This is a genomic window from Stutzerimonas chloritidismutans (assembly GCF_051486945.1).
GTDB lineage: Bacteria > Pseudomonadota > Gammaproteobacteria > Pseudomonadales > Pseudomonadaceae > Stutzerimonas > Stutzerimonas chloritidismutans_B.
Genome location: NZ_JAHVDX010000003.1, coordinates 351,519 through 364,577 on the forward strand (window position 1 = coordinate 351,519; position 13,059 = coordinate 364,577).

Genomic DNA, 13,059 nt, shown 5'->3' on the forward strand with positions numbered 1-13,059 from the left:
GTTTGTACGCCCCGCTCGCAAATTCTACGTCTAGCGCTTGCTTGCTCGCCGGTGGGGTGCAAGGCTTCAGGCATTCCCAGCCGCGGAGTTACCCATGCGCATCGCATTGCTCAGCCTGCTCGTGTTGCTATCGGCCCCTGCCATGGCACAGATCTACAAATACACGGACGAACGTGGCAACACGGTCTTCACCAACCAGCCGCCTGAAGGCGTCGCAGCCGATCAGGTCAAGCTGCCCCCCGCCAACACCGTCGACATCCGCACCCCCGAACCGCCACCACCACTATCGGTCGATACGCAGGAAAAGCAGGAGCAGCCCTATGCCAGCCTCGCGATCGGCGGCATCCCCGATGAAGAGGCGCTGCGGGCGAACAACGGCAGTTTCATGGCCACGGCTGAAATGAATCCACCGCTACGCAGCGGGCACCTCTTGCGCTTCTTGCTCGACGGCACGCCGCTGGCCGCGCCCAGCGCTTCAACATCAATGCAGCTGAATAACGTCGATCGAGGCACCCATCGACTGGAGGTCGAAGTGCTCGCTAATGGTCAAGTTATCCAGCGCACCAGCCAGACGTTCACGGTGCAACGCGTCCACACCTCCAGCCCGGGGCGATGATGAAACGCCTTAGCGTTTGCCTTGCTGCTTGGCTTGCAGTCTTCGCATTGCCATCGACCGCCGATATCTACAGCTACACCGATGAGCAGGGCAACCGGGTTTTCACTGATCGCCCCGGTGGTCGCGCAGTCGAGGCAGTCAAATCGCGCCCCACCAACAGCATGCCAGCCGTTGAAACGCAGCGGCCTGCCACGCCAGCGCCTGCCCCCAAGGCGGCCAGGCCTCGCTACGAGCGGCTCGACATAGAGCAGCCGTTCGCCGATGCCACGCTTCGCGAAAATGCTGGCAACGTGCAGGTTGTTGCGAGCAGCGACCCAGCCTTGCGCCCCGGACATTTGTTCCGACTCTTGCTCGATGGGCAGGCAGTCGGCGAGCCGTCGCCCCAGCCGGCGTTCGCACTGCACAACGTTGATCGTGGGACGCATCAACTGGTGGTGGAAATCCTCGATGTCGATGGCACGATACTCATCGCCAGCGCGCCGCGCACCTTTCACCTGCACCGCACGTCGCTTGCGCAGCGCCGCCGTATCAGGCCATGCGTAACGACGGATTACGGCGTCCGCCCGGAATGTCCGCTGGCGGACAAGCCGGTCGAGAAGAAAGACATTCCCTTCGTGCCCTTTCTGTGATCATCCTACGCACCGATATGGTGCGTAGTTAAACCTAGCTGCTCTTCGCGTGTGACCAATACGGCGTGCCCCGCTCTGGAGCGCCCATGCCCGCAGCGTCGCGCCGAAAAGGAGCGCCTTGGTTTGCTTCTTGCATTTCCAGCCGTACCCCCCGGATGCAGATAGCCATGATCTCCGAAGCCCTACAGCGCCTGCTGATCGAGAATCTCACCACTGCCACGCTTCTGCTCGATTCACGCCTTCGCCTGCAACACATGAACCCGGCCGCCGAAATGCTGCTGGCGGTAAGCGGGCAACGCAGCCATGGCCAGTTCATCAGCGAACTCTTCACCGAGTCGCCCGAAGCGCTCGCTGCCTTGCGCATGGCTGTCGAGGAAGCCCATCCCTTCACCAAGCGCGAGGCGACGCTGACGTCCGCGAGCGGCCAGACGCTGACGGTCGACTACGCCGTCACGCCTGTGCTGACTAAGCACGAAACGATGCTGCTGCTCGAAGTCCTGCCGCGTGATCGCCTCCTGCGCATCACTAAAGAAGAGGCGCAGCTGTCCAAGCAGGAAACCACCAAGATGCTGGTGCGCGGCCTGGCGCACGAGATCAAGAACCCGCTTGGCGGCATTCGTGGTGCGGCACAATTGCTGGCTCGCGAGTTGCCAGAAGAGCATCTGAAGGATTACACCGAGGTCATCATCGAGGAGGCCGACCGCCTGCGTAACTTGGTCGACCGCATGCTCGGCTCGAACAAGCTACCAACGCTGTCGATCGTCAATATTCACGAGGTGCTTGAACACGTTGCCAGCCTGATCGAAGCCGAATCACAGGGCAGCATCATTTTGGTGCGTGATTACGATCCGAGCATTCCTGAAGTGTTGATGGATCACGAGCAGATGATCCAGGCGGTGCTCAATATCATGCGCAACGCCATGCAGGCCCTTGCCGGACAGAACGAGCTGGGCCTGGGCCGCCTGACCCTACGCACGCGCACGCTGCGACAGTTCACGATCGGCCACATCCGTCATCGCCTCGTTGCGCGCATCGAAATCATCGACAACGGCCCCGGCATCCCAGCCGAATTGCAGAACACCCTCTTCTATCCGATGGTCAGCGGCCGTCCCGACGGCACCGGCCTGGGCCTCGCGATCACCCAGAACATCATCAGTCAGCATCAGGGGCTGATCGAATGCGAAAGCCATCCCGGGCACACCGCGTTCTCGATCTTCCTGCCGCTGGAACAAGGAGCACCAACCGCATGAGCCGCAGCGAAACTGTCTGGATTATCGATGACGACCGCTCCATCCGCTGGGTGCTGGAAAAAGCCCTGCAGCAGGAAGGCCTGACCACGCAGAGCTTCGACAGCGCAGAGGGCGTGCTCTCGAAGCTCGCCCGCCAGCAGCCCGATGTGATCATCTCCGACATCCGCATGCCTGGCGTCAGCGGTCTGGATCTGCTCGCCCAGATCCGCGAGCTGCATCCGAGGCTGCCGGTCATCATCATGACGGCGCATTCGGACCTCGATAGCGCTGTAGCCTCCTACCAGGGCGGAGCCTTCGAGTATTTGCCCAAGCCATTCGACGTCGACGAAGCCGTCTCGCTGGTCAAGCGCGCCGGCCTGCACGCCCGGGAACAGCAGGCGACGCAGCAACCTGTAGGCCAGACGCGCTCACCGGAAATCATCGGCGAGGCGCCGGCGATGCAGGAGGTCTTCCGCGCAATCGGCCGACTGTCACACTCCAACATCACTGTACTGATCAATGGTGAATCCGGCACTGGCAAGGAGCTGGTCGCACATGCCCTGCATCGCCACAGCCCGCGCGCGGCGTCGCCGTTTATCGCGCTGAACATGGCGGCGATTCCAAAGGACCTGATGGAATCCGAGCTGTTCGGCCATGAAAAAGGTGCGTTCACCGGCGCGGCCAATCAGCGCCGTGGCCGCTTCGAGCAGGCAGACGGCGGCACGCTGTTTCTCGACGAAATCGGCGACATGCCCGCCGACACCCAAACCCGACTTTTACGCGTACTGGCTGACGGCGAGTTCTACCGCGTCGGCGGCCACACCCCGGTCAAGGTCGACGTGCGCATCATTGCTGCCACGCACCAAGACCTGGAAAGCCTGGTGCAGGCCGGCAAGTTCCGTGAAGACCTGTTTCACCGGTTGAACGTCATCCGCATCCATATTCCACGGCTGTCCGACCGGCGCGAAGACATCCCCGCCTTGGCGGCGCATTTCCTCGCCAGCGCGGCGACCGAGCTTTCGGTCGAAACCAAGCTGCTCAAGAGCGAGACCGAAGAATACCTGCAGAATCTGCCTTGGCCCGGCAACGTGCGTCAGCTGGAGAACACGTGCCGCTGGATCACGGTCATGGCGTCCGGCCGCGAGGTGCACATCGATGACCTGCCACCCGAGCTGCTCAACCAGCCGGCGGACGCCATGCCGTCGAATAACTGGGAGCAAGCACTGCGCCATTGGGCGGACCTGGCCCTGGCGCGCGGTCAATCGAACCTGCTCGATGAGGCAGTCCCGGCGTTCGAGCGGATCATGATCGAGACGGCGCTCAAGCACACCGCTGGTCGCCGCCGCGACGCTGCACTCCTGCTCGGCTGGGGTCGCAATACCCTGACGCGCAAGATCAAGGAGCTCGGAATGGGTGGCGACAACGGGGATGACGATGAGGGCGACGATGCCTGATCAGCGAGCGGCCGCCGGGCTCAATCCCGCGGCCGCACGCGCAAATCCAGCCGCCAGTTGCCGTCGACCTTGACGCCCGTCCATTCAGCGGCCAGCGGCCGTGTCGAGACCAGGTGCAAAAGCAACCCGCGCTCGGTGGTCTGAACCCGCCAGCCGCTGCGCACCCCTGCCAGGACGACCTGACCGGCGTGCGCCTCACCCTCGGCCTGGAACAACATGCCTACCGCGCCGTCGACGTCCTGGCTGTAGAGTTCCGGTTCGCGATCAAACCACAGCTGCAACCCCACCGGCGTCGGTTCAACGCGTAACAGCTGCACCGGCCCGGGACGAAACACATGACCAAGGAACGAGCCGAACAGTAGCCCGAGCAGCACCAGCGAGGCGAAATAGCGACGACGCAGACGAGGTAGCGGATCGTCCTGCGCAGTAGAATGCGGGTCGTTTTCAGAGTCGGTGCCGCGCATGTTCCATGTGATCCTTTTCCAGCCGGAGATTCCGCCGAATACCGGCAACATTATCAGGCTCTGCGCCAATGCCGGATGCAGCCTGCACCTGATCGAACCGCTGGGGTTCGAACTCGACGACAAGCGCCTGCGCCGCGCAGGCCTCGATTATCACGAATACGCGCCCCTCAAGCGTCACGCCGGCCTGGGCAGCTGTCTGGACAGCATCGGCAGGCCCCGGTTGTTCGCCTTCACCACCAAGGGCTCGCAACCCTTCCATGAGGTCAGCTTCCAGCGCGGCGATGCGTTCCTGTTCGGCCCGGAGAGCCGCGGCCTGCCACCCGAGATCCGTGACGCCCTGCCCAATGAACGGCGTTTGCGCCTGCCGATGCGCCCGGATAGCCGCAGCCTGAACCTGTCGAACACCGTCGCGGTAGCGGTCTACGAGGCCTGGCGGCAGCTCGGTTTCGCTCTGGAATAGGCCGGCTTGAGGGTCAAATCCCCTATCGTCAGTGAGGTTGAACGTTCATACCCCCCCCACGTCGTAACTAGTACTTGCCGCAGCGGCGCCGCCGCACAGCACTGGAGGACGACGTGAGCCAGCCATCATTCAAGCCCTACCATGCACCTTCCGGCGGGTGGGGCTCCGCCTTTTCAGTCGCCAACATCCTGATCCGAGAAAAGATCCCGCTGACCGGCGCTGCGCTGCTGCTTAAGCAAAACAAGCCCATCGAGGGCTTCGCCTGCGTCAGCTGCGCCTGGGCCAAACCGCACCCGTCGCGCCCGCTGGCATTTTGCGAAAACGGCGCCAAGGCAACGGCCTGGGAGAACACCAGCCGCCGCTGCGGCCCAGAGTTCTTCGAGCGCCACACCGTGACCGAACTGCTCAACTGGACGGACTTCGACCTCGAACAGCAGGGCCGCCTTACCCATCCCATGCGCTACGACGCGGCCAGCGACAAATACCGTCCAGTCTCCTGGGACGATGCCTTCGCAGACATCGGACGCGAACTCAAGGCGATGGCCGACCCGAACGAGGTGGTGTTCTACATGTCCGGCCGCGCCGCGCTGGAGACCGCCTACATGTTCGCGCTGGCGGCGCGAATGTATGGCACCAACAACCTACCCGACAGTTCGAACATGTGCCATGAGAGCACCTCCGTCGCGCTGCCCGAGAGCATCGGCGTGCCGGTCGCAACCGTCACCTTGAACGACCTGCACAAGATGGACGGGATGCTGTTCTTCGGACAGAACACCGGCACGTCGAGCCCGCGCATGCTTCATCAGTTGCAGGAAGCACGCGAACGTGGCGCCCCGATCATCACGTTCAACCCGATCAGGGAGCGCGGCCTGGAGCGCTTCGTCAACCCGCAGTCGCCGCGGGAGATGATGACGCCCGATGAGACCAAGATCAGCACTCAGTACCATCAGTTGAAAATCGGCGGCGACATCGCCGCGATTGCCGGCATGTGCAAGGCATTGTTCGATCTGGACGATCAGGCTGTCGAAGCGGGGCACGCCAGGGTGCTGGACGTGGCCTTCATCGAAGAACACACACACGGGTTCGAGGCCTTCGAGGCGCGCATGCGAGGCTACAGCTGGCAACTGCTGGAGCGCCGTTCCGGGCTCAGCCGCAGCGCAATGGAGGCCGCAGCCGTCGAGTATGCACGCTGCAATCAGGTAGTCGCGGCCTACGGCATGGGGCTGACTCAACACCGCTACGGCGTGCAGACGATCCAGATGCTGGTCAACCTGCTGCTCATGCGCGGCAATATCGGCAAGGAAGGCGCAGGCATCCTGCCGGTGCGGGGGCATTCCAACGTGCAAGGCCAGCGCACTGTCGGGATTACCGAAAAAGCCAAGAAGGTGCCCGCGGATAATCTGCGTCGTCAGTTCGGCTTCGAGCCGCCGAGCGAGGACGGTGTCAACACCATCGAAGCCTGCGAGGGCATCCTGGACGGCCGGATCAAGGGCTTCGTCGCCATGGGCGGCAATTTCGTGCGGGCAATCCCGGATACGCTTCAGATGGAGCCAGCCTGGCGCAGGTTGCAGCTTTCGGTACAGGTATCGACAAAGCTCAACCGCAATCACTTGGTGACGGGTAAGGTCTCCTACATCCTGCCGTGCCTGGGCCGTACCGAGATCGACCGCCAGGCCAGCGGCGAGCAATACAACACCACCGAAGACAGCACCGGCTGCATTCGCGCCTGGCGCGGCGTGGCGGAGCCGGCGGCCGAAGGGCTGCTGTCGGAACCCGCCATCGTTGCACGTCTGGCGAAGGCGACCCTGGTGGACAACCCAAACCTCGACTGGGACGCCTGGGTCGGCAATTACGGGTTGGTCCGCGACGCCATCGCCGAGAGCTATCCCGAGATTTTTCACGACTTCAACGTGCGGATGATGGAGCCCGGCGGCTTTCATCGTCCGCTCGGTGCCAGCAAGCGGGAATGGGCAACCGACACCGGCAAAGCCAACTTCATCAACCCGCCCTCGCTTGCCGAGGACCCGGATACCGAAATCGGCGGCCACGAAGCCCGTGACGTGTTGCAGCTGATGACGCTGCGCAGCAACGACCAGTTCAACACCACGGTGTATGGCTACAACGATCGATTCCGCGGCATTCATGGCACCCGCGCGGTGATCCTCATGAACAGCAACGACATGGCCCGGCTAGGCTTTGCCGAAGGCGACAAGCTCGAAGCCGTCACCGTGGTGCATGACGGTGTGCATCGTTCGGTCGGGCCGCTGCGTGTCACGCCCTACGACATACCCGAAGGCTGCTGCGCCGGCTACTACCCGGAATGCAACGCGCTGTTGCCGGTCTGGCACCACGCCGAGCGCAGCAAGGTGCCGGCGGCCAAGTCGATTCCCGTGCGGCTGCGTAAGGTGATCGCCTTCAGTGACGATCCGAAGGTGCCGGTCGAGCCCGATCCGCCGGCGGGCGTTGGCGCCGCCTAGTCACAGGCGGCCGGTGACGCCTTTGCCTGCCGATTGGTTGAAATGCGTGACGGGGGCCCCATATCAAGCGCATTCGGGCATTCATCGCCCCGCTGCGTGGAGATTTCCCCTTGACCACCATCGTTTCAGTGCGCCGCAACGGCAAAGTCGTCATGGGCGGCGACGGCCAGGTTTCCCTCGGCAATACCGTCATGAAAGGCAATGCCAAGAAGGTGCGCCGCCTCTATCACGGCCAGGTGCTGGCGGGTTTTGCCGGCGCCACGGCCGACGCATTCACCCTCTTCGAGCGCTTCGAAGGCCAGCTCGAAAAACATCAGGGCCATCTGGTCCGCGCCGCTGTCGAGCTGGCGAAGGACTGGCGCACCGACCGTTCGCTGAGCCGCCTGGAAGCCATGCTCGCCGTGGCCAACAAAGACGCCTCGCTGATCATCACCGGCAATGGCGACGTCGTTCAGCCGGAACATGACCTCATCGCCATGGGCTCCGGTGGCGGTTTCGCCCAGGCTGCCGCCCTCGCCCTGCTGCAAAAGGGTGGCGACCAGATGTCCGCGCAGGAAATCGCCGAAACGGCATTGAACATCGCCGGCAGCATTTGTGTCTTCACCAACCAGAATCTGACCATCGAGGAACTCGACAGCGCCAACTGAGCGCCCGAGTCCCGGAGTACCTGAACCATGTCCATGACGCCCCGCGAGATCGTCCACGAACTCAACCGCCACATCATCGGCCAGGACGACGCCAAGCGTGCCGTTGCCATCGCTCTGCGCAACCGCTGGCGGCGCATGCAACTCGCGCCTGAACTGCGCCCTGAGGTCACGCCGAAGAACATCCTGATGATCGGCCCGACCGGCGTCGGCAAGACCGAGATCGCCCGCCGCCTGGCCAAGCTGGCCAATGCGCCCTTCATCAAGGTCGAGGCCACCAAGTTCACCGAGGTCGGTTATGTCGGCCGCGACGTCGAGTCGATCATCCGCGACCTCGCTGACGCCGCGCTGAAGATGCTGCGCGAGCAGGAAGTGGTGAAGATGCGCCACCGCGCCGAGGACGCCGCCGAAGAGCGCATCCTCGATGCCCTGCTGCCGCAGGCGCGCCCGGTCGGGTTCAGCGAGGAGCCGATACAGAGCACCGATTCCAACACTCGACAGCTGTTCCGCAAGCGCCTGCGCGAAGGCCAGCTGGACGACAAGGAGATCGACATCGAAGTCGCCGAGAACCCCGGCGGGGTCGAGATCATGGCGCCGCCTGGCATGGAGGAGATGACTAATCAGCTGCAGAGCCTCTTTGCCAACATGGGCAAGGGCAAGAAGAAGAGCCGCAAGCTGAAGATCAAGGACGCGCTCAAGCTGGTCCGCGACGAGGAAGCGGCGCGGCTGGTCAACGAGGAAGAGCTCAAGGCCCGCGCGCTGGAAGCGGTCGAGCAGCACGGCATCGTCTTCATCGACGAAATCGACAAGGTCGCCAAGCGCGGCAATACCAGCGGTGCGGACGTCTCACGCGAAGGCGTGCAACGTGACCTGCTGCCATTGATCGAAGGCAGCACGGTCAACACCAAGCTCGGCATGGTCAAGACCGACCACATCCTCTTCATCGCCTCGGGCGCTTTTCACCTGTCCAAGCCGAGCGACCTTGTGCCGGAGCTGCAGGGTCGCCTGCCGATTCGCGTCGAGCTCAAAGCCCTGTCGCCTGAAGACTTCGAGCGCATCCTCACCGAGCCCCATGCCTCGCTCACCGAGCAGTACCGCGAGCTCTTGAAGACCGAAGGCTTGGGCATCGAATTTACCGACGATGGCATCAAGCGCCTGGCGCAGATCGCCTGGCAGGTCAACGAGAAGACCGAGAACATCGGCGCGCGCCGCCTGCACACGCTGCTCGAGCGCCTGCTCGAGGAAGTGTCCTTTAGCGCCGGCGACCTGGCCGGGCAGCAGAACGGCGAGCCGATCCGCATCGACACTGCCTACGTCAACAGCCACCTCGGCGAGCTGGCCGAGGACGAAGATTTGTCGCGCTACATTCTATAAACAGGCTGATGGCCTGAGGCTGAACGCTGGAAGCAAAACGCGTCCTCGCTCTGCCTCAGGCCCTGCCTCTTCTTCGGTTCTTTCTCATGCGCATCCCTACGCAGATCAAACTCCGCAAGGCGTCGAAAACCCTTGAACTGGAATATGGCCCCGACGAGCGCTACAGCCTCACGGCTGAGTTCCTGCGGGTGCATTCGCCGTCCGCTGAAGTCCAGGGTCACGGGAATCCGGTGCTGCAGACCGGCAAGGTTAACGTCGCGCTCGAGGCCATCGAGCCGGCCGGGCAGTATGCGCTGAAGCTAACATTCAGCGACGGCCACGACAGCGGCCTGTACACCTGGGACTACCTGCACCACCTCGCTACGCACCAGCAGACGATGTGGGACAGTTATCTCGACGAACTGGCCAAGGCGGGCAAATCCCGTGACCCGGACATCTCGCCAGTGAAGTTGATGCTCTAGGAGCAAAACAGGAGGCTGACATGCGAATTGCCTGTCGCGTTGGCCTTCGGCGCTCCCCGGCTGTATGCCATGGCCTTCGCGACAAAACGACACGCCCCATAGCAACGCCCCGGACCTCCAGCCTTCCCGCCTCCCGCGCTTTTATCGGTTCCACCGCTTTTTAGGTTTAGAATGCCGGGCACATTCTTCCGGTGACAGTGACATGACCGATCCCCGCAAAGCGCACGACGCAGAGCCCATCACGCACTTCGGCTACAAGAACGTGCCGGAGAGCGAAAAAGCCCAGAAGGTGGCCGAAGTCTTCCATTCGGTGGCCGCCAAGTACGATTTGATGAATGACCTGATGTCCGGTGGTGTGCATCGGCTCTGGAAGCGTTTCACGATCGAGCTGTCCGGCGCACGCCATGGCAACCGCATCCTCGATATCGCCGGCGGCACGGGCGACCTGACGCGCCAGTTCTCGCGCATCGTCGGGCCGACCGGCGAGGTGGTCCTAGCGGACATCAACGCCTCGATGCTCAAGGTCGGCCGTGATCGGCTACTCGACAAAGGCGTGGCCGGCAACGTCAAGTTCGTCCAGGCCGATGCGGAAAAGCTGCCCTTTCCGGACAACCACTTCGACGTGGTCACCATCGCATTCGGCCTGCGCAACGTGACGCACAAGGAAGAGGCCATCGCCTCCATGCTGCGCGTGCTCAAGCCGGGCGGCCGGCTGCTGGTGCTGGAATTCTCCAAGCCGACCAACCCGCTGTTCTCCAAGGCCTATGACGCCTACTCGTTCAGCCTGCTGCCGATGATGGGCAAGCTGATCACCAACGACTCGGAGAGCTACCGCTACTTGGCCGAGTCGATCCGCATGCACCCGGACCAGGAAACGCTCAAGGGCATGATGGCCGACGCCGGGTTCGAGCGCGTCACCTATCACAACATGACCGGCGGCATCGTCGCCCTGCACCGCGGCATCAAACCCTGATGCTGCGCACGGCCCTGCTCGCCGCCGCCGAGCGCGGCATCAATCGCGCCCTGCGCTTGGATCCAAGTGCAATGCCGCGGCTTGCGCGGCTGTCCGGTCGAATCATCGAGATCGATTGCAGCGCACCGGCGTGGAAGCTGTTCATCCTGCCAGACGGCGAAGGCCTGCGGCTGGCAGCGGACTGGGGCAGCGAGGCCGACTGCCGACTCCGCGCACCGGCGACGAGCCTGATGCGCCTGGCCACCAGCCGCAACAAGACGGCGATCTTGCACGGACCGAACGTCGAAATCGACGGCGACAGCGGCCTCCTCATGGCCCTTGCCGAAATCCTGCAGGACCTGGAGCTGGACTGGGAATATGAAGTGTCTCGCCTGCTCGGGCCGGTCGCGACCCAGCTGCTCGGTGCCGGTGTACGTGGGCAGGCCCAATGGCTGCGCGACAGCGCCGACAGCTTGCGTCAGGACCTGGCCGACTACCTCAACGAAGAATCGCGAACCCTGGTTGGCACAGCCGAGGCGGAGACCCGCTTTGCTGAACTCGACCACCTCAAGCTCGATCTCGACCGCCTCGAGGCACGAATCGAACGGCTCGCCCACTCCTTGAATCCAGATCGATCCGAATGAAGCTGTTCGCCGCGGCACGCCGCCTGTTTCGCATCCTGCTGGTGGTGATTCGCTACCGCCTCGACGACATCATTCTCGACCTGCCAATGCCTTGGTGGCTGCGCGCAACCAGCTATCTGCTGCCCTGGCGCTGGTTACCGCGGCGGCGCACCCTGCTCTCCCGCGGCGCGCGCCTGCGCCTGGCACTGGAAGGGCTAGGGCCGATTTTCATCAAGTTCGGCCAGATCCTATCCACCCGCCGGGACCTCTTGCCGCTCGACATCGCCGAAGAACTGGCGATGCTGCAGGACCGCGTGCCGCCGTTCGACTCGGCCGTTGCCACCGCCCTAATCGAGCGCCAGCTTGGCGCCCCGGTGAGCGAGCTGTTCGCCCGTTTCGACAGCAAGCCATTGGCCTCGGCCTCTGTCGCGCAGGTGCATGCCGCCAAGCTGCGCAGCGGCGAGGAAGTGGTCGTCAAAGTCGTGCGCCCCAACCTGCGGCCGGTGATCAGTCAGGACCTGGCCTGGCTGTTCCTGCTGGCGAAGATCGCCGAACGTGCCTCCACCGAAGCCCGTCGCCTGCACTTGGTCGAGGTGGTCGACGACTACGCGAAGACCATCTATGACGAGTTGGACCTGTTGCGCGAGGCCGCCAACGCCAGCCAGCTCAAGCGCAACTTCCAGGGTTCGCCCCTGCTTTACGTGCCGCAGGTGTACTGGGACCTGTGCCGCCCGCAAGTGCTGGTCATGGAGCGCATCTATGGCGTGCCGGTGACCGACATGGCCCGCCTGGCCGAGCAGCGCACCGACATGAAACAGCTGGCCGAGCGCGGCGTGGAGATTTTTTTCACCCAGGTCTTCCGCGACAGTTTCTTCCACGCCGACATGCACCCGGGCAACATCTTCGTCAGCACGCACCAACCGTGGAACCCGCAGTACATCGCCGTGGACTTCGGCATCGTCGGCAGCCTCACGCCCGAAGATCAGGACTACCTGGCGCGCAACCTGATGGCCTTCTTCAAGCGCGACTACCGCAAGGTTGCCCAGCTGCACATCGACTCGGGTTGGGTACCAGCGGAAACCAAGGTCAATGAGTTCGAGGCAGCGATCCGTACCGTCTGCGAACCGATCTTCGAAAAGCCGCTCAAGGACATCTCCTTCGGCCAACTGTTGGTGCGCCTGTTCCAGGTCGCGCGGCGTTTCAACATGGAAGTGCAGCCGCAACTGGTGCTGCTACAGAAGACGCTGCTGAACATCGAGGGCCTTGGCCGCGAGCTCTACCCCGAGCTTGACCTCTGGGCCACCGGCCAGCCGTACCTCGAGCGGTGGATGCGCGAGCGCATGAGCCCCAAACAGATCCTGAAGAATGCGCAGGCGCAGATCGAGCAGTTGCCGCACCTGGCCGGCATGACCCGCGAACTGCTCGAGCGCATGTCCGGCCCGCATGCCAACAACCTTCCGCCACCCTGGCGCGAACACCGCGACCATTGGCCGCTGCGCCTGGTTGGCGCCGCGCTGCTGGGCGGCGGGGCTACCCTCGCGGCCTCCGCAGAAAGCCTCTCCGCGGTGGCGGCCTGGCCTGCCTGGCTGATGTTGGCGGCGGGCATCTATGTGGTGGTGCGCCGATAGCCAGCGGTCGGTCGGGCTGGCACACTGCGCGCACTGAGTGGAGAATTC

The 13,059-nt window shown here is 63.5% G+C and carries 13 protein-coding genes; 12 read left to right on the top strand and 1 reads right to left on the bottom strand.

What is annotated here, in order from left to right; genetic code table 11:
• Positions 1-94: 94 nt before the first annotated feature.
• From KXR72_RS13670 to ntrC, 4 genes are all read left to right on the top strand, one after another.
• On the top strand, positions 95-616 hold the full coding sequence (locus tag KXR72_RS13670) for a DUF4124 domain-containing protein (RefSeq protein ID WP_437421639.1): 522 nt from the start codon (positions 95-97) through the stop codon (positions 614-616).
• Positions 616-1,245 (top strand): DUF4124 domain-containing protein, encoded by a 630-nt coding sequence (locus tag KXR72_RS13675; RefSeq protein ID WP_437421640.1) that lies wholly within the window; start codon positions 616-618, stop codon positions 1,243-1,245. The genes KXR72_RS13670 and KXR72_RS13675 overlap by 1 nt, the downstream gene beginning before the upstream one ends.
• A gap of 167 nt (positions 1,246-1,412) precedes the next feature.
• Positions 1,413-2,495, top strand: a complete 1,083-nt coding sequence (glnL, locus tag KXR72_RS13680) for a nitrogen regulation protein NR(II) (RefSeq protein WP_437421641.1) — start codon at positions 1,413-1,415, stop codon at positions 2,493-2,495.
• Complete coding sequence (ntrC, locus tag KXR72_RS13685) at positions 2,492-3,928, top strand: nitrogen regulation protein NR(I) (RefSeq protein WP_437421642.1); 1,437 nt, start codon at positions 2,492-2,494, stop codon at positions 3,926-3,928. Before glnL ends, ntrC begins: the two co-directional genes overlap by 4 nt.
• A gap of 20 nt (positions 3,929-3,948) precedes the next feature.
• On the opposite strand, the gene KXR72_RS13690 is transcribed toward ntrC, so the two are convergent.
• Positions 3,949-4,392, bottom strand: coding sequence for a hypothetical protein (locus KXR72_RS13690; protein ID WP_437421643.1), 444 nt, complete (start codon positions 4,390-4,392; stop codon positions 3,949-3,951).
• On the opposite strand from KXR72_RS13690, the gene trmL reads away from it, so the two are divergent.
• From trmL to ubiB, 8 genes are all read left to right on the top strand, one after another.
• Positions 4,391-4,852 carry a tRNA (uridine(34)/cytosine(34)/5-carboxymethylaminomethyluridine(34)-2'-O)-methyltransferase TrmL gene (gene trmL / locus KXR72_RS13695; protein WP_437421644.1) on the top strand — a complete coding sequence of 154 codons (462 nt, stop codon included), beginning with the start codon at positions 4,391-4,393 and terminating at the stop codon, positions 4,850-4,852. The genes KXR72_RS13690 and trmL overlap by 2 nt on opposite strands.
• A 113-nt stretch (positions 4,853-4,965) precedes the next feature.
• Positions 4,966-7,329: an FdhF/YdeP family oxidoreductase gene (locus KXR72_RS13700; protein ID WP_437421645.1), complete on the top strand. Its 2,364-nt coding sequence runs from the start codon at positions 4,966-4,968 to the stop codon at positions 7,327-7,329.
• A gap of 110 nt (positions 7,330-7,439) precedes the next feature.
• Entirely contained in the window at positions 7,440-7,976 is a 537-nt protein-coding gene (hslV, locus tag KXR72_RS13705; protein ID WP_437421646.1) for an ATP-dependent protease subunit HslV, read from the top strand.
• 27 nt (positions 7,977-8,003) lie between these two features.
• A complete protein-coding gene (gene hslU / locus KXR72_RS13710; protein WP_437421647.1) occupies positions 8,004-9,347 on the top strand; it encodes an ATP-dependent protease ATPase subunit HslU in 1,344 nt (447 codons plus the stop codon).
• An 86-nt stretch (positions 9,348-9,433) separates the two neighbouring features.
• Positions 9,434-9,808: a gamma-butyrobetaine hydroxylase-like domain-containing protein gene (locus KXR72_RS13715; protein WP_437421648.1), complete on the top strand. Its 375-nt coding sequence runs from the start codon at positions 9,434-9,436 to the stop codon at positions 9,806-9,808.
• A 202-nt stretch (positions 9,809-10,010) separates the two neighbouring features.
• Positions 10,011-10,781 carry a bifunctional demethylmenaquinone methyltransferase/2-methoxy-6-polyprenyl-1,4-benzoquinol methylase UbiE gene (ubiE, locus tag KXR72_RS13720; protein WP_437421649.1) on the top strand — a complete coding sequence of 257 codons (771 nt, stop codon included), beginning with the start codon at positions 10,011-10,013 and terminating at the stop codon, positions 10,779-10,781.
• Positions 10,781-11,404 (top strand): ubiquinone biosynthesis accessory factor UbiJ, encoded by a 624-nt coding sequence (locus KXR72_RS13725; protein WP_437421650.1) that lies wholly within the window; start codon positions 10,781-10,783, stop codon positions 11,402-11,404. Before ubiE ends, KXR72_RS13725 begins: the two co-directional genes overlap by 1 nt.
• Complete coding sequence (gene ubiB / locus KXR72_RS13730; RefSeq protein ID WP_437421651.1) at positions 11,401-13,011, top strand: ubiquinone biosynthesis regulatory protein kinase UbiB; 1,611 nt, start codon at positions 11,401-11,403, stop codon at positions 13,009-13,011. The genes KXR72_RS13725 and ubiB overlap by 4 nt, the downstream gene beginning before the upstream one ends.
• Positions 13,012-13,059 lie beyond the last annotated feature (48 nt).

Excerpts from the sequence above, each read along its gene's own strand:
- KXR72_RS13670 (WP_437421639.1), top strand. The coding sequence starts at position 95 with ATGCGCATCGCATTGCTCAGCCTGCTCGTGTTGCTATCGGCCCCTGCC.
- KXR72_RS13675 (WP_437421640.1), top strand. The coding sequence starts at position 616 with ATGAAACGCCTTAGCGTTTGCCTTGCTGCTTGGCTTGCAGTCTTCGCA.
- glnL (WP_437421641.1), top strand. The coding sequence starts at position 1,413 with ATGATCTCCGAAGCCCTACAGCGCCTGCTGATCGAGAATCTCACCACT.
- ntrC (WP_437421642.1), top strand. The coding sequence starts at position 2,492 with ATGAGCCGCAGCGAAACTGTCTGGATTATCGATGACGACCGCTCCATC.
- trmL (WP_437421644.1), top strand. The coding sequence starts at position 4,391 with ATGTTCCATGTGATCCTTTTCCAGCCGGAGATTCCGCCGAATACCGGC.
- KXR72_RS13690 (WP_437421643.1), bottom strand. The coding sequence starts at position 4,392 with ATGCGCGGCACCGACTCTGAAAACGACCCGCATTCTACTGCGCAGGAC.
- hslU (WP_437421647.1), top strand. The coding sequence starts at position 8,004 with ATGTCCATGACGCCCCGCGAGATCGTCCACGAACTCAACCGCCACATC.
- KXR72_RS13715 (WP_437421648.1), top strand. The coding sequence starts at position 9,434 with ATGCGCATCCCTACGCAGATCAAACTCCGCAAGGCGTCGAAAACCCTT.
- ubiE (WP_437421649.1), top strand. The coding sequence starts at position 10,011 with ATGACCGATCCCCGCAAAGCGCACGACGCAGAGCCCATCACGCACTTC.
- KXR72_RS13725 (WP_437421650.1), top strand. The coding sequence starts at position 10,781 with ATGCTGCGCACGGCCCTGCTCGCCGCCGCCGAGCGCGGCATCAATCGC.
- ubiB (WP_437421651.1), top strand. The coding sequence starts at position 11,401 with ATGAAGCTGTTCGCCGCGGCACGCCGCCTGTTTCGCATCCTGCTGGTG.